Below are 21,069 nucleotides of genomic sequence, written 5' to 3' on the forward strand. Positions count from 1 at the left end.
TCAGGCGCTGAGAGGACAACAGGTGCGGCTCGCTGAGCGCAGCCTACATGACCGGGATGACGGGAGCTGCTCAGAAAGGAAAGCCACCATTCTACGTTCTCGGTCTTGAGCCGAGTTCTTTCTTACTCGGGCTCATCAAGCTGCTGCAACAGATGCTGCAGGGTGAGGCAACAACGATAGCCACAGCGGCATGGTGGTTCAAGCGGCCCGACACGGGACGAGTCAAATAGCAATGCGCATTCCAATTCGCCTCGTAGAGAAGAGCGTTTATCTTAGCAACGCCTGTCGGCGCGGAACGATAAACTCCGCAGCCTCTGAACGTGGCGATGAAGAGATCGCCCCTGCAGATGATCGTCATTCTTCGACCAAGAGACCTTTCAGCAGAACGGGCGGCGGACGCACGAACCGCGCCCGCAACAGACGCGTCGGGGCCTGAGGGCAGGCGTAGACTTTCGAGGCGGGAATGACGACGCTTTCGTCGCGTTCGCGGCGGATACTGTCATGGCGGAGTGCCAACGACTGCATAGTATGCTGCGATCGCGTCGATGGCCCAGTCAGGCATTACGTCGACTCTTCATTGATTTTGCTTGAAGGGGCATGCATTGCCGTTCCTTCGTGTAACGGCAATGGAGAACGGTCCACCCACGACGGTCGGAAAAAGAGACAGCTATTTCATTGACCGTCATGGCTGCGTATCGGATATACAGCTACCAAAGGTAATATCGATGGCTGATGCATAAGAACGGGAGAGACGGTTGCGACTGTATCCCTGCTTCATCGGCTCGTGTCTCCGCCGGGCGGCACCGGGCCGAGCCATGATGCGTTACTCGCTAAGTGACGGCCTTTCAGTGCCAGCAACACAATCACTGTCTCGTAAGAGTGCGCCGCGGACGGTGGCACGTTGAAAGCTCGCCACCCCGCCAAATTCCAGAAGCGTCAGGAGAGCGGAATGACTACACGGTGCCATTGGTCGCGGTGGATTGCGGCCTCATTGGTTGGCGCGATCTATTTCATGTCAACGGCTGCGTCTGCCGGCCCAACCCTGGACAGAATCAAGGCGCGCGGCCTCATCAAAGTCGGTGTTGGCACGACGCCGGGATTTTTCGCGCCGGATAATGACGGGCGTTGGAAGGGCTTCTTCATTGACTACGGACGCGCCCTGGCAATCGCGGTTTTCGGGGACGCCAGCAAGGTCGAGTTCACAAGCTCCTCGCCGCAGCAGCGCCTACCAGCCCTCCAGGCAGGCGAATTCGATGTCTTGCTCTCGGGCGTAACTGTCACCGTTACGCGCGCGTTCAAACTTGGTTTCCATTTCGGACCGACCATTTTCTACGACGGGCAGGGGCTTCTCGTTCGCAAAGACAGCGGCGTGACATCGGCATCTCAACTCGATGGCGCAACGGTCGGCATTCAAAGCGGGACGACTGGCGAGTTGAATATCGCAGATTTCTTCCGTAAGAACCGGCATAAGTTCACGCCAGTGACCATCGAGGATACGAGCGAGTTCGTCTCTGCTCTGGAATCGGGCCGAGTTGACGCGATCACGCAGGACTCCTCCGATCTGGTTGGTAAGCTCACGCAACTGAAGACGCCGAATGACTATGTTCTGTTGCCGGAACGGCTGTCGAAGGAGCCGCTGGCGCCTGCGCTGGCCGGCGGTGATGATCGTTGGCTCGAGATCGTCAATTGGACTGTCAACGCCACGATTCAGGCCGAGGAATGGGGAATCACGTCCGAGAACGTCGACAGCTTCTTAAACTCGGGCGATCCGGCCATTCAGCGCTTCCTCGGTGTAGATCCGTCACTGGCTCAGGCGATAGGGCTTGATCCGAAATGGGCCTACAACATCATCAAAACAGTCGGCAACTGGCGAGATCTTTGACCGCCACCTTAAACCGCTCGGCTGGCAGCGTGGTTACAACAAGCTGTGGAATGATGGCGGCCTCTTGTATTCGCCACCATTCCGCTGACGTCTGCCGCGGATGAAGGCTGCGCCTCAAAAATCGCGTTCGGCGAAGAAACCGGGCATGCGGCACCGGTTCTTTGGTTGGTTCGGTCCCAAACCCGCGCTGCAGCTCGCGATCGTGATTGGTGTCGTCGCATATGTTATCGTGCTCGGCTCCAACATCGCCGCGACCATGGCACGGATCGGGGTAACGCCCGGCTTCGAGTTCCTCGAGCGCGCCGCCAATTTCGAGATCGGTGAAAATATGATCGGCTTCCGTGCGGGCGACAGCTATGCACGGGCAATCGCGGCGGGTCTGCTGAATACTGCCAAGATCGCGGTGCTCGGCTGCTGTTTGGCGACAGTCCTTGGCGTCGCACTCGGCATCATGCGGCTTTCGGGCAATCTGATGCTATCTGGCCTGGTGCGTTGGTACGTCGAGATCGTCCGCAATACGCCGTTGCTATTGCAGCTGTTCTTCTGGACCGCGCTTGCTCACGCGCTGCCGCCGCCCCGTCGTGCCATCACGGCATTTGAGGGGGTGTTCCTGAGCAACCGCGGCGTTTCCGTGCCAGGAGTGATCATAAGCAATCTCTCCGTTGGGACCGCCCTCGCCTCGACCATTGTGTTTGGGGGCTGGTTCTGGCTGGTGTGGCGCGGCTGGCGCGTCAAGCGGGTGGGACTATTGGCTCCGCTGCCTGTGTCATTCCTGAGTATCGTTTCGCTCGGTATAGTGCTGGCGGCAAGTCGCGCAAGCATCAGTATCGAATTGCCGGCCATCAGCGGGTTTAACTTTCGCGGTGGCTTCAGCCTCACGCCTGAATTCGCCGCGCTCCTGGTCGGACTGACCGTGAAGTTCTCGGCGATCATTGCGGAGATCGTGCGGGCCGGACTGCTATCGGTGCGCCCGGAACAATGGGACGCTGCACTAGCGCTCGGACTGCATCGCGGCAACGTCATTCGGTTGGTCGTCTTGCCGCAAGCCTTACGCGTGATCACCCCATTGACGACCTCCAGCTATCTCGATCTCATCAAGGACTCCAGCCTTGCCGTCGCGATCGGCTATCCGGATGTCATGAACATCGTCAACACGGCCGCGAACACGACCGGGCAGGCGTTCGAAGCGCTCCTGATTGTTGTGCTGCTCTATCTTGGCTTGAACCTCACCGTTTCGGCATCAATGAACCTGTACAATAGCAGGGTCGCGCTTCGTGGGGAGGGGGCTGCATGACGGCGAATCGTGATGGGAAGAATGCGTCCAAAAGTGATACGCGATGTTTGTGGCGGCTGCGCAAGGGTCTGTTCGGAACTTGGCTGAATTCAGCAATCACAGTTGTGATAGGTCTCTTCGCGCTCTGGAGTCTGCCGCCGCTTCTCCGCTGGCTACTGCTTGACGCGACCTGGCACGGAACATCCGCGGACTGCCAGGCCCATGACGGCGCATGCTGGGCCTTTGTTGCAGCGAAGCTGCGCTTCATCCTCTTCGCCTTCTATCCGCTCGAACTGCAGTGGCGCCCATTGGTTGTCTGCCTCCTGGTCGGAGGCTTGCTAGCGGTTACGGCGGTGCCGCGATTCTGGCGGCGCGAACTCGTAATCAGCTGGCCGTTCGTCATTCTCCTGTGCTGGCTGTTGATGGCCGGCCTACCGGGTCCTTCGCTAGTTTCGACGAACCAGTGGGGCGGGCTGCCCGTGACCCTGCTGGTCTGGGCCGTCTGTTTCGCATTATCTATTCCGTTCGCGATCCTGCTATCGCTGGCACGGCGATCGAGGATGCGAGTGCTTCGGCTGCTCACAATAGGCTACATCGAATTCATGCGCGCGATCCCGATGGTCGCAGTCCTCTATTTTGCGACCTTGATCCTGCCAATGGCGCTGCCGGTGGGCATCTCGATTGACAAGATGCCTCGCGCGATGATCATGATTTCGTTGTTCTGGACCGCCTATATCGCTGAGGTCATGCGGGGCGGTCTACAGGCCGTTCCCATTGGCCAGGAAGAGGCCGCCTCCTCGCTGGGATTGAGCTATTGGCGCGCGATGCGGCTTGTTATCCTGCCACAGGCGCTGCGCCTGGTGATCCCGGGCCTCGTCAACCAGGCGATTGGGTTCCTGTTGGCGACGTCGTTGCTTGCGGTGATCGGCATAGTTGACGTTCTCAACGCGGCGAAGGCTGCTGCGACCGATCCGAGCTGGCTCGGGTTCTATAAGGAGGCCTTCTTGCTCGCGGCTGGGCTCTATTTCGTGATCGGCTATGGTGGATCGCATTACAGCCGCTGGCTCGAGCGGCGCCTCGCACCGCCACGTTGAGGGGCCGTCCGCAAAATTCAGCACCGGGTTAAGTGAAGGCGGCACCGGGGCATAGGATTGCGTTATCTACGACTTGCGCGTGGACTTCTTCCTAACCCAAGTTTGCGCTACGTCGCGCCGACGAGCAGAGAGATGGTTGTTATCAGCTGCTGTTGATTGACGAGTGCAAATCCCACCATCCAAACAACTGGCCCAATCAGCCGATCTCGATCGGGCGGGCGTAGAGCGACGTCTCAAACTCCCGTCAACCTAGAGCTACGAACTACTCGGCCGCTTCCGGTGGGACCGGCAAGGCGGTGATCGACTTTATCTTCTCCATGGCAAAGCGCGAGCTGACGTTCTTCAGCGGCACGGCGCTGATTAGCTGTTTGTAGAATGCGTCATAAGCTTGCATGTCCGTGACAACGACGCGCAGCATATAATCGATGTCACCTGCCATGCGGTAGAACTCCATCACCTCGGGCATCGCACTGACCGTTTCCGAGAAGGCCCTCAGCCAAGCCTCCGAATGATCCGAGCTCTCAACTGACACGAACACGGAAATCCCTAGCCCGACCTTGTTCTGCTCGACCAGCGCGACCCGCTTCAGGATAACGCCGTCAGCCTCGAGGCGCTGGATGCGCTTCCAGCAGGGCGTGGAAGACAGCCCGACCCGTTCCCCAATCTCAGCAACTGATAGGGAAGCATTTTCCTGAAGTACCGTCAGGATCTTGCGGTCGATGACATCGAGACGCCGGCTAAGTGCAGGAAATTGGAGGGCGATATCGCTCATTTTAAGCAGACTTCGTTAAGGTCGTACGGGGGATGAAATACGGCCGCCACCGTCGCGGGGAGAGGGCCGAAGAGGAAGATCTCATGGAAATCATCGGTATGGTCATCATGATCATGCGAATGGGCGTCATTGGGATGCCAGTTCCATTGGCGGAGACGTTCAAGAATGGTCAGGAGCAATGAATGCAGTGAGGCCAGATAGGTCATATTCGTCTTAGGGGTGGTCAAATGAGGAGACGAGCATCAAGCTATCACGCTCTAGGCGACGTTGAACATAGCACCATGCGTGTCGGGCAAAGTTTGGTGAGATCATTCTGAGCTCGCGGATCTTCTGAGAAGCGCGTTTCAAGACGTCTGCACGCCGGAGATATTTCGTTGCTGTCGGCGCATGAGGCGATGGGCTCTCGCAGCGTCGCAGTAGCTCAGACCCGGCGGTCGTGGGCCCTGATCGTGTCGGTCCCTGATGTCTCGCAAGCGTTCCCTCTCCTGAACGGAGAACAGGGCCGAGCAGCCGATTTGCTTGCCGCGGTCCCGTGAGCGCAGGCGGGGCCCGTGACACTGGAAAACGAGATATCGTCATTCCCGGCGGTGAGGGATGTAGGGCAGTGTCGGCGCAAGCGCGCTGTGTAATTGAGCTAGTCAACATGATGGTTTGGATCGCGTTCCTTCTAGAGCAAGCATTGACGCCGAAGCGAACGTTGTATCGGGAAGCGAACAACGTAGGTTTCATTTCATTGACTAGTCGGTCTTCACCCTTACGATTGCGCGACATGGAAACTGTCTTTTGCGAACGCCGCAGCGATGGATCGTACCGAGTCGCCGACATGAAGCAGAGCCGAACGAAGTACCCTGCGATCGGAGCTGAAGAGCCATGAGCGGGGACAGGCTCTTCCTCCTCAAACCCGGATTCGCGGATGCGGCGCATCCTGGACGCTTCTTCATCTGTCCGCACTGCAACGCAATTGAGGGCCTCCTAGCATCCTTTCCAGGCCTGGCCACGCAGATTGAAGTTCATCGCTTGTCCTTTGCGAAGCCGAGAAATGAGATCGTCGATGTCTTGGGCGAGCAGCATCAGTCGCTTCCGGTCCTCGTCTTCGACCAGAGTCAGCCCGTGCCAGAGGACGCAAGCATCGCCAATGGATGGCGCTTTATCGATTCATCCGAGCGCATCCTGCGATACTTGGCCGATCGATATACCTTCCCTTACGTCCACCAATAGGCATCCGGCATATTCGTGTCGCATGCGAGGTGCTGATGGGGAGGTGCCAAGACTTGAGCGATGAAGTTCAGCTCCCGGGGGCGGCGGGAGAGTTCTGAACGTGAAGGCCAGCGGTATCGTCGGCCGGGGGTTCGGAACGGATGATCGCGTGGGCGCACGGCGGGGTTGAGCTCACGGTTGCGCCAGGACTTCATGTCGCCGCCATCGAGCCGATCGGGAATTACGCATTACGGCTGTCGTTCTCCGACGGGCACGACCGAGGCATCTATCCCTGGTCCTATCTGCGTGAACTCGCAGAACGGCAGCCAGCCTAGGTCGCGAGATGGATGAGATCAATCAAGGTCTGATGGAAGTTGCCTGCGACGTTCTGGTGATCGGCGGCGGGACGGCCGGGCCGATGGCGGCATATAAGGCCAAGCGGAGGAATCCCGCGGCGCGCGTTGTCCTGCTGGAAAAGGCCAACGTCAAACGCTCGGGCGCGATTGCAATGGGCATGGACGGCTTCAATAACGCGGTCATTCCCGGCTATGCCACGCCCGAGCAATACACCAAGGAAATCACCATTGCCAATGACGGCATTTGTGATCAGGCGCCGGTCTACAAATACGCCTCACGCTGTTTCGACATCATCCAGGAGCTCGATCGTTTCGGCATCAAATTCCAGAAGAACGAGAACGGCGATTTCGACGTCAAGAAGGTGCATCATCGGCTCCTACGTGCTGCCGATGCCGAATGGCGATACCGTCAAGAAGGCGCTATACCGGCAGTTGCGTCGCGAGAAGGTGCTGATCTCCAATCGCTATATGGCAACGCGTCTGCTGACGGGGCACGACGGCGAGATTGCGGGCGCGATCGCGGTCTCAACCCGCAGCGCCGAATTCCTCGTCTTGCGCGCAAAGACCGTGATTCTCTGCGCTGGTGCGGCGGGTCGGCTTGGCCTGCCTCAGTCAGGCTATCTCTGGGGTACCTACGAGAACGCCACCAATTCCGGCGACGGCTAATGCGATGGCCTATCACGCCGGCGCGGGCCTAGCGAACCCAGATCAATCCACGGCGACTACTGGTCCGACCAGATGATGCAGGAGTTCTATAACGAGTTGCAATCCGGCAAGGGTCCGGTGTTCCTGAAGCTCAATCATCTGCACAGCGACACCATCGGCAAGATCGAGGCCGTGCTTCATAATGTCGAACGGCCGTCGCGCGGGCGCTTTCATGATAATCGCGGCACCAATTACCGCGAGCGTATGATCGAGATGCATATTTCCGAGATCGGCTTCTGCTCAGGCCATAGCGCATCCGGCGTCTATGTCGACGAGTTCGCGCGCACCACGGTGCCAGGCCTCTATGCGGCCGGCGATATGGCGAGTGTGCCGCATAACTACATGCTCGGCGCCTTTACCAACGGTGCGGTTGCCGGGGAGCATGCCGCCGAATTCGCAGCTAATATCGATCTTCCCAACTATGACCCTGGCGATGTCGCACAGGAGCGCGACCGTGTGCTGGCGCCGACGAAGCGGGAGGACGGGATTCCGCCGAACCAGCTCGAATACAAGACGCGGCGCTTCGTGAACGACGATCTTCAGCCGCCCAAGGTCACGGCGAAGATGAAGCTGGGGCAGGCGCGCTTCGCCGAAATCCGCGACGATATGGAAAATGCGATGATGGTACGCGATGCGCACGAACTGATGCGTTCGCTGGAGGTCGCCTCGATTCTCGATTGCGCCGAGATGGCGGCGTTCGCCTCGCTGTTCCGCACCGAGAGCCGCTGGGGACTCTACCACCACCGCGTCGACTATCCCGAGAAGAACGACGACGACTGGTTCTGCCATGCGATCCTGCGCAAACAGAACGGGCGCATGACCGCAGAGAAGCGGGCGATCGCACCCTATATTGTCCCAATCGACGAATCCGAGCGGTCGGCTTACGACCGCCAGCGCATTCGCCAGCACGCCTAAAATATGGAATCCATATGCCGATTGCTCACACGCCCACAACCGTTCCGGTTGTCATCGATGAGGCCAAGTGCATCGCCGACAAGGGCTGCACGGTTTGCGTCGACGTCTGCCCGCTCGACGTGCTCAGGATCAGCGATCTCACCGGCAAGGCCTACATGAAGTATGACGAATGCTGGTACTGCATGCCCTGCGAGGCCGATTGTCCGACCGGCGCCGTGACCGTCAACATTCCGTATCTGTTGCGCTGACATGACCGCATTCGAGCCATTCGAGTCCTTCGGCGATCTCGACGAAATCTCGGAGCGACTGCAAAGCCACGACCCGTCGATCCGCCGTCTCGCAGTCATCGAGCTCGTGGAGACGTCGACAGATGAGGCCGTGCCTCTGCTGGCGCGGGCGGCGGGTGACGCCGATGCGGGGGTCAGGCTGCAGGCCGCGCGTGCGCTGGAGACTTTGATGGCGTCGACGTGGCCAAGGCGCTGGTTGGCGTTCTGATCGATATCGTAACCGACGTTGCCCGGGCGGCTGCGGATAGCCTGGCTGAGCTGCGCGACCCCACAGCCAGCGCCATCCTGCTACCGCTCGTGACACATCCATGCGCCTTGGTACGGACCGCGATCTTTTGTGCCTTGAAAGCGCTCCAGGTCGGCGGTTCGCTCGGGCCTGCCGTCGCCGCGCTCGATGATAGTGACCCTGCGGTGCGTGCGCAGGCGGTCGGCGTGATCGGCTATCTCAAGCTCACCGAAGCGCTGCCCTCGCTGATCCATGCAACCAAGGACGACATCCCGATGTCAGGCTTGCCGCGGTTGATGCGCTATCATTTGCGCGAAACGAGGCCGCCGCCCAGGCGGCCGCCGACGCGCTCTCGGATCAAGAATGGCAGGTGAGGGTCGTCGCCGCCGAGACAATCGGACGCATTGGCCAGGCCTCGGTGACAACATCGCTCACCGGCGCGTTGAACGACAGATATTGGCAGGTTCGTCAGAAAGTGTTGCAAAGCCTGGGCAAGCTCCGGTTCCGGGGAGCGGTGGGTGCCATTATTCCCTTCCTCGATGACGAGCTACCGTCGCTCCGCAAGGAGGCCGCCGCCGCGCTTGGCGAGATCGCCGATCCCGCCGCCCGCGATGCCCTTGTCGCACGCGCACGCGACGATGATCCGGACGTGAGGAAGACCGTAAGCTGGGCGCTCCAACAGATTGCGGCGCGCTAGTCCTTGAACAGGATCTTCTTGAGTTGATCGATCCGATCGATACGGATGGTGTTACCCTCGATGCTGATGATGTGCTCGTTCTGAAACCGCTTCATCATCATCGTGACCCATTGGCGCGTGGAGCCGACCATTGCAGCGATCTGGTCGTGGGTGGCCTTGCGGTTGATGACGACTGTGTTGCCATCTCCAATTCCGTAGAGTTCAGCAAGATTCAATAGATATTGCGCCAGCCGCTCGATCACGGAACGCGTGCCCAGCATCTGCGCCATCGAGGAGTAGCACTTGCCCTTCGCGATCAGCCCATCGATCATGGCCAGTGCGAAAGATGGGATCTGCAGAAGGAGCTTCTGCAATGTGCGGCGGGACAGGGCGATGATCTCGCAGTCCTCAACGGCGACGCCGGACCACATGTGCACTCCGAATCCCGAGATCTCTGGCCCTCCGACGAAATGTCCGGCCGTCCAGTACGCTAGCGTTATCTCCCGCCCGGAAGGGGCAGTGTAGTAGACCCGGACCTGGCCGCGGCTGATGATGAAAATCCCGTCATGGTATTCGCCCTGGCTGAATACCATCTCGCCCTGCCGAGCGAAAACGGCTCGCCCCGCGGCCAGCACCTGTGCTCTTTCGTCGCTCGACAGGCCTTCAAGAAAATGCGCGCCCAGATTAAGGCCATCGACGCTTTCGCTCATGAACAGCGCAGTTTCAATGTCTGCCACGCGGGTGGCAGTTCTCGCGGCAGCGCTCAGCTTGGTGGGCCAGTCAAGCTGAACGGTAGCGCCACTTCGCGCAATCGGGTTTTCAGTCCAAGCGTCCTTGAATGTGGTCATTGCTGTCCGTTCGGCCTGCAGTTCGCGCGTAGCTAAGGCGGACGAAAACACAAAGTCCACATCTTTGATTGCGCTGAAATGCACTTGGCAAACTGATCCGCAAAACGGGCTGGCGAAGAAATGATTCATCTTCCCATGGCGGTGCAACTAGAAGGAAATTCAACGCGTCTTCACTCGTGCATTGCGACGGAATTGGGACATCGCGAGCCGAGCAGGACCCAACGCAAGTAATTGCTTCACCGGCCGCCCCATCGGCTCAAGAGTTCGCTCCTGAGGTGCCGGGGGGCAGTCTGCCGGCCGCGCGCAATCGAAAGAGAGAGCCAATGATCTCGTCCAAACTCGTGAGGATGACCGCTGCTGTCGCCGTTGCTGCGATTGGCATGACGGGCGTATCGCGCGCGGAAACTATTCGCGTTGCGGTTGGGACGCAGGATACGACGATCAATTGCGCGACCGGCGGCCTTCTGATCCGAGAGTTGAAGCTCCTCGAAAAATTCCTGCCGCGCGATGGCAAGTACAAGGACGTCACCTACGACATCCAGTGGAAGAATTTCACCAGTGGCGCGCCGCTGACCAACGAAATGGTGGCGGGCAAACTTGATTTCGGCGCCATGGCGGATTTTCCGGGATCGCTCAACGGCGTGGCCTTCCAGAAGGCCGGTCGCCGCAGCCTGTTCATCAGCGTGCTGTCGGGCAGCACCAAGGGCAGCGGCAACGGCATTGTGGTGCCGGCGAGTTCGCCGGCGCAGTCGATTGCCGATCTGAAGGGCAAGACGATCTCCGTTCCCTTCGCGTCGACCTCCCATGGTATGCTGCTTCGCGCCATCGAGGCCCAGGGGTGGAATCCACAAACCGACGTCAATATCATCACACAGGCACCTGAAGTCGCCGGTCCCGCCCTGCAGGCAAACAAGATCGAGGCGCACGCAGACTTTGTGCCATTTGCGGAGCTGTTCCCGTGGCGCGGTTTTGCGCGCAAGATTTTTGACGGTTCGCAGGCGAACGCCCCGACTTTCCACGGTTCTCTCGTCGATGCCGAATACGCGGAGAAATACCCGGAGATCGTCGTCGCCTATCTTCGCGCCGCTCTTGAGGCCGATCGCCTGATCGCGGAAGAGCCGGAGAAATACAGCGAACTGGTTGCCAAAGTGACGGGCATCGAGTCCGAGGTGGTCTACTTGTTCCATGGACCGCTTGGCTTACAGACGCGCGACGTGACCTGGAAGCCGGAATACCGGCAGGCGGTCGCAACCTCGATTCTGACGCTAAAGCACCTGAAGCGCGCCGACAGCGATCTTGATATCAGCCAGTTTGTGACCGACAAGTTCATCCGCACCGCACTCGCACAGGCAGGCCGTGATTACGACGTCGAATTGAAAAACTATGCCCAGCTTCCCCTGACGGCCAAGGATGCGGCGACCGGAGCTGATATCACCGATTTCAGCCGCGTGGCGCAGATCTGGGTCAAGGACGAGCCTCAGGTGCTCCACTATAGCTCGCCCGAGAATGCCTTGAAGGCCCTGGCGGCGCTGGAGAAGGAGGGCAAGGCGGTCCGCGTGGTCTATGCCCAGGACCGCGAGAGCGGCATCAAGCTGTTCGCGAACCAGGCCTGGTTCGCTCGTGCACCCAAGGGGGAGCTCAGCGCTTTCCTGCTCAAAGACGGTGCCGAGAAGTGGGCGAAAGAGCACGGCGGCCAAGTGGTCGATTACGCCGGCGCGCGCGAAGCCCTCGTCGTGAGTCGGTAACGATGACATCTCGACGACGCAGCGCGGGCGGGCGGCAGGCGTGGCGCTGGCTCGTGCGCTGTTTCTCAATCGTTGTCTGCATTGCGCTTTGGCAGCTTGCCTCGACGCTGCATGTGAATCTCGGCGTCGTGACGTTTCGCAACGTGCCGCCGCCGACCGAGGTGGTGCAGTCGGCGATCGTTCTCTTGAAGTCGCCGAAGCTGCTGGCGCATGTCACGAGCAGTTTGTGGCGGGTGTTTGCGGGGTATGGGGCCGCAGTGGCGATCGGAATAGCCCTTGGCTTTGCGATTGGCCGGTCGCGAGCCGCCAGCGACCTTTTGCTGCCGCCGCTCGAACTGCTGCGCCCGATTCCGGCCGTTGCGTGGATACCGCTGTCGATCCTGATCTTCCCGTCGTCCGAACTGTCGATGATCTTCATCACCTTCATCGGCGCGCTGTTTCCGATCATCCTGAACACCGTGCATGGCGTCGTCAATATCGACCGCAGGCTGGTTGCCTCCGCACGAAGTCTCGGAGGTACGCCGGCCGCGATCCTGTGCGAGATCGTGCTGCCGGGCGCGGCGCCCAGCATCGTGACGGGCCTCGCCATCGGCATGGGCACCTCCTGGTTCTGTCTCGTCACCGCGGAAATGATCTCGGGCCAGTTCGGAATCGGCTATTATACGTGGGAGGCCTATACGCTGCAGAACTATGCCGACATCATCGTGGGCATGCTGGTCATCGGTCTGCTCGGGATGGGCAGCAGCTGGCTCCTGACGACACTCGGGCAATATTTTATGCCATGGCGGCGTCCGGCGGTGGCACGATGAACGTTCGCGTGTCTGACATCGCAGCACAGAGGGTAGGCCGGATCGACGTCGGCCAGGTCTCGATCTCGCTTGGCGAGAGAGCCGAGGCCTTTGAGGCGGTCCATGATCTCGACTTCACGGTTGCTCCGGGCGAGCTCGTCTGCATCCTCGGTCCGTCCGGCTGCGGCAAGTCGACCCTGCTCGGAGCGCTTGCGGGGCATTTGCAGGCGACAAGGGGACGATTGACCGTCGACGATCAGCCGATCCTGGGTCCAAGTCCGGATCGGGGAATTGTGTTCCAGCAGCACACGCTGTTTCCATGGAAGCGGGTCCGCAACAACGTAGAGTTTGGGCCGAAGATGCGCGGCGTTGCCAAGGCCGCGCGGCGTCGTGCCGCGGACGAAATTCTGAGGTTGGTAGGTCTTGAGGGATTCGAGCACTTCTACCCATCGCAGCTGTCCGGCGGCATGCAGCAGCGGGTCGAGATAGCGCGGGTCCTTATCAACCAGCCGCGGGTTTTGTTGATGGACGAACCATTCGGCGCGCTGGATGCCCAGACGCGCAGCCTGATGCAGGAGGTGCTGCTCGACATTTGGACCAAGATACCGACGACGACCGTGTTCGTCACGCATGATATCGAGGAAGCCTTGTTTCTGGCCGATCGGATCATCGTCATGAGCGCGAGGCCGGGACGGTTCATCGACGACATCCGCCTGCCGTTTACGCGGCCGCGGCACAGCGAGCTTGTCACCGAGAGCGAGTTTGTGCGTCTCAAGCGAGACGTGCTCAACCTGCTGCGGCGCCCGGCGAATGGGTTGCCATTGCCCCGGCTGAGTCCGCTCGGGATGGGCGCCGGCTAGATCTACCCCGGAATGCGCATGGCGCGATGGCGGGACAGACCGCCACCGCGCCAGTGTTGCGCTCTCTCTCTCGGGAGGGTGTGGCGCGTTCAGCCGCTTCAGACCGTCACCTTGCTGCCGTCGAAGCGTGTGAAGGAAAAGCCCTCGAACGGCTCGCGGAAAGTGAGGCGCTCGTCGCGCAGAATGCTGATAGCGAGCTCTTCGCCCAGCGCCAGCGAGGAGGAGAAGTCCGAGCGGAAATGGATGCCGGCCCAATCGCGGCCAATGCCATAGTTCCACGCGAGCTTGTTGAGTTCGCCGCCGATCGTCAACGGCGGGCCCTCATAGGGTGTCAGCCTGGTCGGATCCTTCGGGTCCGGCTGCACCGGATTGGGAACGATGGCATTCTCGTCATAGAACGCTTTCAGGATCGTAACCGAGGCCGCAGCGATCTGAGAGGCGCCACCGGGATAGCTTGAATGGATCGGCGCGCCCTCTGGATAGACGTGGGAGAGGAGGTGCGTGCCGTATTTCGCCACGCTGCGCGCCAGTGCCTGTGAATTAAGGACGTCAGCATGGATCGGGTAGTCTGTCTTGTTTGCGAGCCGGTGGTGAATCAACCCAGCATAGGCTTCCGGTCGGAGCGTGCGATGAATGAAAAATTTTTGCCAGTAGGCAACGCGGATCGCGCGTGAGGCCGTGTAAGGCAGCAGTCCCTGGATGTAGGGCAGCGCAAATGTATTGGAGGCTCCGACTTGGGTCTTCGATTTGAGATATGGATTGCTCGGTGCGAGCGGCGTTCCGAAGCCGCCATAGCTTGGGTTCGTCTTGTCGGCGGGTGTGCCGAGCAGCAGCGCCGCGGCCCAGAAAGTTGCCGAGTTGTTGTGGACGTATTCGGCGAGATCGCGGCCTGTCGCGATGAAGCGCAACGTCGGATCGAATTTTGGCGTCTTGCCCGAGAACTTTCCGTTCTGTACCGTGAGCCATTCGTCATAGTCGGTCAAAAAGGTGCTTTCCAGCGTGACGGTCCTGATTCGGGCAGGAATATGCTGCGCGCCATGCGGCGCGTCCCTCAGCGCGAATTGCGAGATATAGGGGCCTTCCAGAGTGCCGGGCGGAACCACGTAGCGTCCGGTGCGACCCGTCGGGTCGGACTTATCGAGATAAAGGGCGGTGCCGCGGAACAGCGTGTGTGGCGTCACCTTCCCGGCGGCGCGGGGACCATTGAAGCCGGTAAGCTTGTTAAGTTCGTCGACGGCGGCAAGAATATCCTTGTTGTCGGTATTGTCAGTGAATGCCGTGAACGGCACGTCGCGCAACAGCGACTGCCAGTAAAGCTCAACGATGTCGGCGGCACGCGTGGGGCTTTCGAGTGCCGGCGCCGGAGGAACCGCGAACTGCGCCGGGTTCAGCCCCTCGAGACTGACGGCAAGCGTGCCGATCGGGTTGAGCTGCTTGCGGGTGCCACCGAGCGGTATGGCCTCGAACAGCGCGGGATCGCCGGATGCATAGGCCTTGAGGGAAGCTTTGAAGGCGGCCGGGTCGACTTCGCCGCGGGCATCGTGCGGCAAACCTCGAGTGTCGGAGCCGATATGGTTCGGGTAGCGCTCCTCATCGCCGTTGGTCGGGTGCGGCAGAACAGGTGCATCGCGATTGGCTTGCGCTGCGGCGACGCGGATCTTGAAGGCGCGTTCGCGAAACGCATCATCGCTCGAGGACGGCCCTTCACCGGCTCCAGCTCTCGGCCTATCCTCAGCGCTGGCGAACGCATCAACGCTTGTAACTGAGAGAAGCGCCACGCCGCCAGCAAGGCCGAGGAATCTGCGGCGCTGTTCGTCGGCGCCGTCATCAATCGGCGAGGCGGCAGCGCTAGAAGCGTCGAAGTTGTCTGTCATGCGTATCTCCTGATGAACGTCAAGCCCAGAATGGGATACGCTGCGAACGCTAACACGCACACCTGCGCTTCTCACTGAACTATAATACCAAAGATTGTATGAGCCCGGTGTGCTTCTACTCGCGGACCCAAGTCAGGGAGAGCGAATTCGTTTCGTGTGTCCTGGTCGTGCATTGACGTAGCGCAGGGCTCGAGGAGGCATCGAGAACTGAAAGAACCCTGGCGCTCGCTCATTGCGGATGGCTGGTGTCTCGCGACGACGCAAGCCTAGCCTCGCGGTGTCGAGTAGACGGCTCAGACTCTCCGCGTATTCATTTAGACCGCGACGTGCAGTGCGGGTCCTACGCTATGGCTTTGACCGCGGTGGAGTACTCACTCGACGGCCTCGCCAAGCCGTAGTGGTCGCGCAAGGTCGTTCCGGTATACTCTGCCCGGAATAGGCCCCGCTTGCGCAGGATCGGAACCACCTGCTCTGCGAACGTGTCGAGGCCCCCTGGAAGCCAGGGCGGCATCACGTTGAACCCATCGGCAGCGCCATTCTCGAACCACGTCTGGATGTTGTCTGCGATCTTCTCCGGCGTTCCGGCGATCACCCAATGCCCGCGAGCGCCGGCGAGCCGCTGGACCAATTGCCGAATCGTCGGCTTTTCGCGGTCGACGATGTCAACGACCAGCTTGAACCGGCTGGCGACACCTCGTGCGCTGCTCGTGTCAATCAGATGGCGCGGGAATGGACCGTCGAGATCGTAGCTGGAGAGATCGAGTCCCAGCATCTGGCGAAGCTGAGCCAGCGAATATTCCGGCTGGATCAGCTCGTTGAACTCGTCATGCAGGCGATCGGCCTCGATTTGCGTACTGCCGATGAAGGGACTGATGCCGGGAAGGATCTTGATCTGATCGGGGCTGCGGTCGAAGGCGCGTGTCTGGCGCTTGATGTCCGCATAGAACTCCTGGGCGCTTGCGAGCGTCTGATGTGCGGTGAAAATCGCTTCGGCAAATTGTGCGGCAAAGGCACGGCCGTCGTCGGAAGATCCGGCTTGCACATAGACCGGCCGTCCCTGCGGCGTGCGCGAGATGTTCAACGGTCCGCGGACGCGAAAGTGCTTTCCGACATGATTGACTGCATGGATCTTACTCGTTTCGGCGAACACGCCCGAGACCGGGTCATTGACGAGCGCATCATCCTCCCAGCTATCCCAAAGCCTGGTGATGACATCCAGATATTCCCGCGCGCGTTCATAGCGCTCGTGATGCGGAGGATGTTCGGGCAGCCCAAAATTCTGGGCCGCCTGCGGCGCCCCGGTGGTCACGATGTTCCAACCGGCGCGACCGCGGCTGAGATGGTCAAGTGAGGCGAAAAGGCGCGCCAGATTGTACGGCTCGGTATAGGTGGTCGATGCCGTCGCAATCAGTCCGATGCGGCTGGTTACGGCTGCGATCGCGGCGAGCCAGGTGATTGGCTCGAAACGGAAGCGCTGGGCATACCGGACGTTGTCGGCCAGGGCCGGCCCATCGGCGAAGAAGATGGCATCGAATTTATGGGCTTCAGCCCGCTGCGCGAGCTCCTGATAGTAGGTGATGTCGAGAATGCGGTCGGCTGCCGAACCCTTGTAGCGCCACGCCGCCTCGTGGTGACCGCCGGGATAGAGGAAGAGGTTGAGGACAAGCTGCCGCTGATTGTTCATGGGTGTCTTGCTCGGGTTTGTTGGCGGAGGCCTATGATCCGGTGCTCGACGCATCCGGTTTGCGCGCAAAAGCAAAGCGCAAGTACCTTTCGAGACGCAGCCCCTCAGGGACGCGCTTGGCCTCAAGCAAGTCCGCAAAGATGACCCGGATCCGGTCCCGTTCGGACTGCGAAAAACAATCCAGGAAGTTGCCAAAGGCGCTCGCTTCGGACCACTTCAGAACGGCATCAGCGTCCTCGTACAGGTCTGACAACGAACGCAGATTGCTCCGGTATTCAATGAGACCAGCGTCCGCGAACAGGATCCTCAGCTCGTCCTCGTCCGTTCCCAGCACGCGATGCGCCTCGCCGCCGCGGTCGGCAAAGCCGGCCTGGACTATTGCTTCGCCAAGCAGGATCCGGGTTTGGTGAGGTTTCGACGGATCCTGAATATTCAGCCCGAGCCGGCCGCCCGGCTTGAGAACGCGATGGATTTCTTGAAGCGTGCGGGGCTTATCCTCGATCCAGTGAAAGACGCTGTTCAGGTACACAGCATCAAATTCGCCGGTCTCGAAGTGCGAAAGGTCCTCGGCCCGGCCAACCGAGAACCTCAGGTTGTCTGATTGCCGAAGCTGAGCGATGGCGATGCGGTTCTCCAGGGGATCGATGCCGACGACGTAGCCTTCGGGGCCAACGAGGCCAGCGACGAATTCCGCTAGCCGGCCGGTGCCAGCGCCGACGTCCAGAACGCGGTCTCCTGCCTTTAGTGCGAGCGGGCCGATCAGGAACTTGCCGTGATGGAATTGGAGAATACCGGCTTGCTCGTAGCTGCGAGCAAGCTCCGGCGTGTCTTGTTCGAGGCTTATGACGCCGAGGTCCGACATCGTGAATTCCTCCGCCCGCAAGACGGCCGCATCGCGCGGTCCGATCAGCCAAACTCTATGCCGCGGTCGGTTCGAATGTCGATGAAATGGCTTTACGTTGTTGTCCGCGGCGCGAGCATGAATTTGCGCAAAACACGGTGAACTTAGACGAGAGTAAAGTCATCTGATGCACCGCGACGCATCGGTCCTGCTGCCTCAAGTGACGTCCAGGTTGGGTGCGAAAGCTCCTTCGATCGAGATCTTTCCATACCGGTGACGCTAACAACGCGATCTTCGTGCGGGCGCGCAAACAAAGCTGCTTTCATTTCATTGACTGCACGCTTTTACGATTTGACAGTATCTTATGCTACAACGATGCCGGGTGTCATACATGCCTCAGTCCGATACTGATTTTGCTGCACGCGAAACTCTCCGCCTGATCGGGCCCGATCCGCAGAACTGGGTGCCTGATCGAGAGGGTATCGACCACAACGTCGTGATCGTCGGCGGCGGACAGTCCGGGAGCGCATTCGTCTTTGCTTTACGGCGCGCAGGCATTGGCAAGATCGCGGTGATTGATGCCGCCAACAACGGCGGAGCGTCGGGCCCGTGGCTGACGAACGCGCGCATGCACAAGCTGCGGACGCCGAAGAACCTGCCCGGTCCCGAACTCGGGTTGCCAGGCCTGAGCTTCCAGGCGTGGTACGAGGAGCGCCACGGTGCCGGCGCCTACGAGGCGCTGGATCGCATCCCACGGCTGGACTGGGCCGCCTATCTCGCTTGGTACCGCAAGGTGCTTTCGATCGAAGTGCGCTATCAGACGCGGCTGATTCGCATCGAGCCGGCCGGCAGTCATTTGCGCCTCCATCTGGAGCGGGGAGGTGCAATCACGACGGAAACGACGCGGAAGATCATTCTCGCCAGTGGCTTCCGCGGCAATGGCGGTCCCTATCTGCCGGAGGTCCTGCGCGAGCTGCCAGGCAAGCTCTATGCACACACCGCCGATGCGATCGATTTCGAGAGCTTGCGGGAGAAGTCGGTCGCCGTGCTCGGCGGTGCGGCCTCCGCCTTCGATGCGGCCGCGGTCGCTCTGGAAAATGGCGCGCGGGAGGTTCACCTGTTTGTACGCCGTGACAAGCTCGCCTCGGAGCCGGTGATCCGGACGCGCGGCTATCCCGGCGCCTACGACAATTACGGCGCGCTCCCCGACGCTTTGCGCTGGCAACAGGCCGTTCGCTACCGGCGCGCCGGATCGACGGCCCCACCCGACGCGATCGCGCGCGCCGTGAAGTTTTCAAACTTCCGCCTGCATCTTGCAGCCCCCTGGACATCGGCAAAGACCTTCGGCTCACGACTTCTTGCAACCACGCCGCAAGGCGATATCGCGTTCGATTTCGTCATTGCCGGAACAGGATACGCGGTCGACTTGCGCAGGCAGCCGGAGCTTGCCGCGTTCGCGGACGATATTCTTTTGTGGGGCGACCGGTTCTCGCCGCCGGCGGACGAGCGCGACGAAGCCCTGGCGGCGCATCCTTATCTCGGCGCGGGCCACGAATTCCTAGAAAAGCAGCCTGGCCGCGCGCCCTATCTTCGCGACATTCACGTCTTCAACCCCGCGGCCTTCGTCAGTTTTGGCTTGCCGATTGGAGACGTTCCTAGTTTCAAGCGCGATGTCCCAGGCGTCGTCGGACGGATCAGCCGCGATCTCTTCCTGGCCGATCTTCCGGCGCATGAGGTCCGCATCAATGCTCCGATCGCCGCCGATTTCGACGCCTGGCATTACCGGTCGGCAGTCTGGCGCCCGCCCTATACTGCCGCAGCGGAGTAGGAGACGGCGCCGGATGCAACGTGACCGTAAACGCAACTATTTCCCGTTCGCTTCAAACTTTGGAAGCCCTTTCCGAAGGCCATGAGTTAGCATCGTCCGACTGAGAACGAAGCTGCATTGATGCAGCTTCCACTGGAAGGTCCCAGACGACGCGATGGCCGCCGGGGAGTAAGGCGACGATCCCAAGAGGGCCGATCACACCTCGCCAGCGTTTCACTCCGTCATCGCTTCAGCGATCGGCGAACGGCGGAGCCTTGTCCAGATTGGATCGCGGTCTTGGGGAAGTTGACATGACGGACGCAATCACCATCGACAATGTCATCCCGCGCGCGGATATCGTCAAGCGATCGGCGCGTATCGGTGCGGAGATCAGGAACATCAAGCTTTCCGGCGATCTGCCGGATCGGACGATTGCGGCGATCAACCAAGTTCTGCTTGAGCACAAAGTCATCTTCTTCCGTGACCAGAATCACCTCGACGATGCCGAGCAGGAGCGTTTTGCCCATCGGCTCGGCAAGCTGGTACCGCACCCGACGGTCGGCGCCACCAAGGGCACGGCCTCGATCCTCGAACTCGACTCTGCGCGCGGAGGCGGGCGCGCCGACCAGTGGCACACCGACGTCACGTTCGTCGACGCCTATCCCAAGATCTCGGTCCTGCGCGGGGTCGTGATCCCGGAGTTCGGCGGCGACACGATCTGGTCGAATACGGCCGCAGCCTATCTCGACCTTCCGGCGCCGCTGCGCAAGCTCGCGGATGAGCTCTGGGCGGTGCACAGCAATGCCTATGACTATGCGGTCAAGAACCGCGCGAGCGAAGCCGACCGGAAGCAATTCGAGGAGGTCTTCACGGCGACGGTCTACGAGACCGAGCATCCCGTCGTCCGTGTCCATCCCGAAACCGGCGAACGGACGCTGCTGCTTGGCAATTTCGTCCAGCGCTTCGTCGGTCTATCGAAATATGACGGCCAGAAGCTGTTCGACCTGTTCCAGTCGCACATCACCGCGCCCGAAAACACGGTGCGATGGAGCTGGCGGCAGGCCGACGTGGTGATCTGGGACAACCGTGCCACCCAACACTACGCCGTCAACGATTACGGCGATCAGCACCGCGTGGTCCGCCGCGCCACCATCGATGGCGATGTGCCGGTCAGCATCGACGGCCGACAAAGTGTGACGCGCATCAAGTCGGCAAAGCCGCAGGCGAAGGCCGCCTGAA

Annotated in this window: 19 protein-coding genes and 3 pseudogenes; 16 read left to right on the forward strand and 6 right to left on the reverse strand. The window is 60.5% G+C overall.

Annotation, left to right across the window (positions count from 1 at the left end; genetic code table 11):
- Nucleotides 1-1,012: 1,012 nt before the first annotated feature.
- The 3 genes and pseudogenes from AAE027_RS19205 to AAE027_RS19215 all read left to right on the forward strand — a co-directional run bounded on the left by AAE027_RS19205 (nt 1,013) and on the right by AAE027_RS19215 (nt 4,249).
- Nucleotides 1,013-1,970: pseudogene (locus AAE027_RS19205) on the forward strand (amino acid ABC transporter substrate-binding protein).
- 57 nt (nt 1,971-2,027) lie between these two features.
- The gene (locus tag AAE027_RS19210) at nt 2,028-3,176 is read left to right on the forward strand and encodes an amino acid ABC transporter permease (RefSeq protein ID WP_370987113.1); all 1,149 of its coding nucleotides are present in this window, start codon (nt 2,028-2,030) and stop codon (nt 3,174-3,176) included.
- Nucleotides 3,173-4,249: an amino acid ABC transporter permease gene (locus AAE027_RS19215; RefSeq protein WP_370987112.1), complete on the forward strand. Its 1,077-nt coding sequence runs from the start codon at nt 3,173-3,175 to the stop codon at nt 4,247-4,249. The genes AAE027_RS19210 and AAE027_RS19215 overlap by 4 nt, the downstream gene beginning before the upstream one ends.
- Nucleotides 4,250-4,511: 262 nt before the next feature.
- Here AAE027_RS19215 and AAE027_RS19220 read toward each other — a convergent pair whose 3' ends face one another.
- Both AAE027_RS19220 and AAE027_RS19225 read right to left on the reverse strand, forming a co-directional pair.
- Entirely contained in the window at nt 4,512-5,021 is a 510-nt protein-coding gene (locus AAE027_RS19220; RefSeq protein ID WP_370987111.1) for an Lrp/AsnC family transcriptional regulator, read from the reverse strand.
- Nucleotides 5,018-5,227 (reverse strand): hypothetical protein, encoded by a 210-nt coding sequence (locus tag AAE027_RS19225; protein WP_370987110.1) that lies wholly within the window; start codon nt 5,225-5,227, stop codon nt 5,018-5,020. The genes AAE027_RS19220 and AAE027_RS19225 overlap by 4 nt, the downstream gene beginning before the upstream one ends.
- A gap of 664 nt (nt 5,228-5,891) precedes the next feature.
- Between AAE027_RS19225 and AAE027_RS19230 the strand changes: the two genes are divergently transcribed.
- The 8 genes and pseudogenes from AAE027_RS19230 to AAE027_RS19265 all read left to right on the forward strand — a co-directional run bounded on the left by AAE027_RS19230 (nt 5,892) and on the right by AAE027_RS19265 (nt 9,404).
- Nucleotides 5,892-6,239 (forward strand): DUF3088 domain-containing protein, encoded by a 348-nt coding sequence (locus AAE027_RS19230; protein WP_370987109.1) that lies wholly within the window; start codon nt 5,892-5,894, stop codon nt 6,237-6,239.
- A gap of 140 nt (nt 6,240-6,379) precedes the next feature.
- Complete coding sequence (locus AAE027_RS19235) at nt 6,380-6,553, forward strand: gamma-butyrobetaine hydroxylase-like domain-containing protein (protein ID WP_370987108.1); 174 nt, start codon at nt 6,380-6,382, stop codon at nt 6,551-6,553.
- Nucleotides 6,554-6,561: 8 nt separating this feature from the next.
- Nucleotides 6,562-8,194 (forward strand): annotated as a pseudogene (locus tag AAE027_RS19240) (fumarate reductase/succinate dehydrogenase flavoprotein subunit).
- A gap of 14 nt (nt 8,195-8,208) precedes the next feature.
- On the forward strand, nt 8,209-8,442 hold the full coding sequence (locus AAE027_RS19245; RefSeq protein WP_370987106.1) for a 4Fe-4S dicluster domain-containing protein: 234 nt from the start codon (nt 8,209-8,211) through the stop codon (nt 8,440-8,442).
- A 1-nt stretch (nt 8,443) separates the two neighbouring features.
- Nucleotides 8,444-8,689 (forward strand): HEAT repeat domain-containing protein, encoded by a 246-nt coding sequence (locus tag AAE027_RS19250; protein WP_370987105.1) that lies wholly within the window; start codon nt 8,444-8,446, stop codon nt 8,687-8,689.
- Nucleotides 8,662-9,081, forward strand: coding sequence for a HEAT repeat domain-containing protein (locus tag AAE027_RS19255; protein WP_479714228.1), 420 nt, complete (start codon nt 8,662-8,664; stop codon nt 9,079-9,081). The genes AAE027_RS19250 and AAE027_RS19255 overlap by 28 nt, the downstream gene beginning before the upstream one ends.
- Nucleotides 9,030-9,140, forward strand: a pseudogene (locus AAE027_RS19260) (HEAT repeat domain-containing protein); the annotation flags it as partial. The gene AAE027_RS19255 and the pseudogene AAE027_RS19260, both read left to right, overlap by 52 nt.
- The gene (locus tag AAE027_RS19265) at nt 9,126-9,404 is read left to right on the forward strand and encodes a HEAT repeat domain-containing protein (RefSeq protein ID WP_370987185.1); all 279 of its coding nucleotides are present in this window, start codon (nt 9,126-9,128) and stop codon (nt 9,402-9,404) included. The pseudogene AAE027_RS19260 and the gene AAE027_RS19265, both read left to right, overlap by 15 nt.
- Here AAE027_RS19265 and AAE027_RS19270 read toward each other — a convergent pair.
- The gene (locus AAE027_RS19270) at nt 9,401-10,093 is read right to left on the reverse strand and encodes a Crp/Fnr family transcriptional regulator (protein ID WP_370987184.1); all 693 of its coding nucleotides are present in this window, start codon (nt 10,091-10,093) and stop codon (nt 9,401-9,403) included. The genes AAE027_RS19265 and AAE027_RS19270 overlap by 4 nt on opposite strands.
- Before the next feature lie 485 nt (nt 10,094-10,578).
- Here AAE027_RS19270 and AAE027_RS19275 point away from each other — a divergent pair, with 485 nt between their 5' ends.
- From AAE027_RS19275 to AAE027_RS19285, 3 genes are read left to right on the forward strand one after another with little or no spacing between them, the layout of a single operon-like run.
- Nucleotides 10,579-11,976, forward strand: coding sequence for an ABC transporter substrate-binding protein (locus AAE027_RS19275; protein ID WP_370987183.1), 1,398 nt, complete (start codon nt 10,579-10,581; stop codon nt 11,974-11,976).
- A 2-nt stretch (nt 11,977-11,978) separates the two neighbouring features.
- Complete coding sequence (locus tag AAE027_RS19280; protein WP_370987104.1) at nt 11,979-12,785, forward strand: ABC transporter permease; 807 nt, start codon at nt 11,979-11,981, stop codon at nt 12,783-12,785.
- On the forward strand, nt 12,782-13,624 hold the full coding sequence (locus AAE027_RS19285; protein ID WP_370987182.1) for an ABC transporter ATP-binding protein: 843 nt from the start codon (nt 12,782-12,784) through the stop codon (nt 13,622-13,624). The genes AAE027_RS19280 and AAE027_RS19285 overlap by 4 nt, the downstream gene beginning before the upstream one ends.
- Before the next feature lie 98 nt (nt 13,625-13,722).
- On the opposite strand, the gene AAE027_RS19290 is transcribed toward AAE027_RS19285, so the two are convergent.
- The 3 genes from AAE027_RS19290 to AAE027_RS19300 form a co-directional block, all read right to left on the reverse strand.
- Nucleotides 13,723-15,498 (reverse strand): phosphatase PAP2 family protein, encoded by a 1,776-nt coding sequence (locus AAE027_RS19290; RefSeq protein WP_370987103.1) that lies wholly within the window; start codon nt 15,496-15,498, stop codon nt 13,723-13,725.
- Between the two features lie 340 nt (nt 15,499-15,838).
- Entirely contained in the window at nt 15,839-17,182 is a 1,344-nt protein-coding gene (locus AAE027_RS19295) for an LLM class flavin-dependent oxidoreductase (protein WP_370987102.1), read from the reverse strand.
- A gap of 31 nt (nt 17,183-17,213) precedes the next feature.
- Entirely contained in the window at nt 17,214-18,044 is an 831-nt protein-coding gene (locus AAE027_RS19300) for a class I SAM-dependent methyltransferase (RefSeq protein ID WP_370987101.1), read from the reverse strand.
- A 370-nt stretch (nt 18,045-18,414) separates the two neighbouring features.
- On the opposite strand from AAE027_RS19300, the gene AAE027_RS19305 reads away from it, so the two are divergent.
- Nucleotides 18,415-19,851 (forward strand): FAD-dependent oxidoreductase, encoded by a 1,437-nt coding sequence (locus tag AAE027_RS19305; protein ID WP_370987100.1) that lies wholly within the window; start codon nt 18,415-18,417, stop codon nt 19,849-19,851.
- Between the two features lie 290 nt (nt 19,852-20,141).
- On the forward strand, nt 20,142-21,068 hold the full coding sequence (locus AAE027_RS19310; protein ID WP_370987099.1) for a TauD/TfdA dioxygenase family protein: 927 nt from the start codon (nt 20,142-20,144) through the stop codon (nt 21,066-21,068).
- Nucleotide 21,069: the final 1 nt, after the last annotated feature.

Source organism: Bradyrhizobium sp. DN3 (assembly GCF_041357655.1).
Classification (GTDB): Bacteria; Pseudomonadota; Alphaproteobacteria; order Rhizobiales; family Xanthobacteraceae; genus Bradyrhizobium.

Coding starts and splice junctions, on each gene's coding strand:
- AAE027_RS19210 (WP_370987113.1), top strand. CDS start 2,028: ATGCGGCACCGGTTCTTTGGTTGGTTCGGTCCCAAACCCGCGCTGCAG.
- AAE027_RS19215 (WP_370987112.1), top strand. CDS start 3,173: ATGACGGCGAATCGTGATGGGAAGAATGCGTCCAAAAGTGATACGCGA.
- AAE027_RS19220 (WP_370987111.1), bottom strand. CDS start 5,021: ATGAGCGATATCGCCCTCCAATTTCCTGCACTTAGCCGGCGTCTCGAT.
- AAE027_RS19225 (WP_370987110.1), bottom strand. CDS start 5,227: ATGACCTATCTGGCCTCACTGCATTCATTGCTCCTGACCATTCTTGAA.
- AAE027_RS19230 (WP_370987109.1), top strand. CDS start 5,892: ATGAGCGGGGACAGGCTCTTCCTCCTCAAACCCGGATTCGCGGATGCG.
- AAE027_RS19235 (WP_370987108.1), top strand. CDS start 6,380: ATGATCGCGTGGGCGCACGGCGGGGTTGAGCTCACGGTTGCGCCAGGA.
- AAE027_RS19245 (WP_370987106.1), top strand. CDS start 8,209: ATGCCGATTGCTCACACGCCCACAACCGTTCCGGTTGTCATCGATGAG.
- AAE027_RS19250 (WP_370987105.1), top strand. CDS start 8,444: ATGACCGCATTCGAGCCATTCGAGTCCTTCGGCGATCTCGACGAAATC.
- AAE027_RS19270 (WP_370987184.1), bottom strand. CDS start 10,093: ATGAGCGAAAGCGTCGATGGCCTTAATCTGGGCGCGCATTTTCTTGAA.
- AAE027_RS19275 (WP_370987183.1), top strand. CDS start 10,579: ATGACCGCTGCTGTCGCCGTTGCTGCGATTGGCATGACGGGCGTATCG.
- AAE027_RS19280 (WP_370987104.1), top strand. CDS start 11,979: ATGACATCTCGACGACGCAGCGCGGGCGGGCGGCAGGCGTGGCGCTGG.
- AAE027_RS19285 (WP_370987182.1), top strand. CDS start 12,782: ATGAACGTTCGCGTGTCTGACATCGCAGCACAGAGGGTAGGCCGGATC.
- AAE027_RS19290 (WP_370987103.1), bottom strand. CDS start 15,498: ATGACAGACAACTTCGACGCTTCTAGCGCTGCCGCCTCGCCGATTGAT.
- AAE027_RS19295 (WP_370987102.1), bottom strand. CDS start 17,182: ATGAACAATCAGCGGCAGCTTGTCCTCAACCTCTTCCTCTATCCCGGC.
- AAE027_RS19300 (WP_370987101.1), bottom strand. CDS start 18,044: ATGTCGGACCTCGGCGTCATAAGCCTCGAACAAGACACGCCGGAGCTT.
- AAE027_RS19305 (WP_370987100.1), top strand. CDS start 18,415: ATGCCTCAGTCCGATACTGATTTTGCTGCACGCGAAACTCTCCGCCTG.
- AAE027_RS19310 (WP_370987099.1), top strand. CDS start 20,142: ATGACGGACGCAATCACCATCGACAATGTCATCCCGCGCGCGGATATC.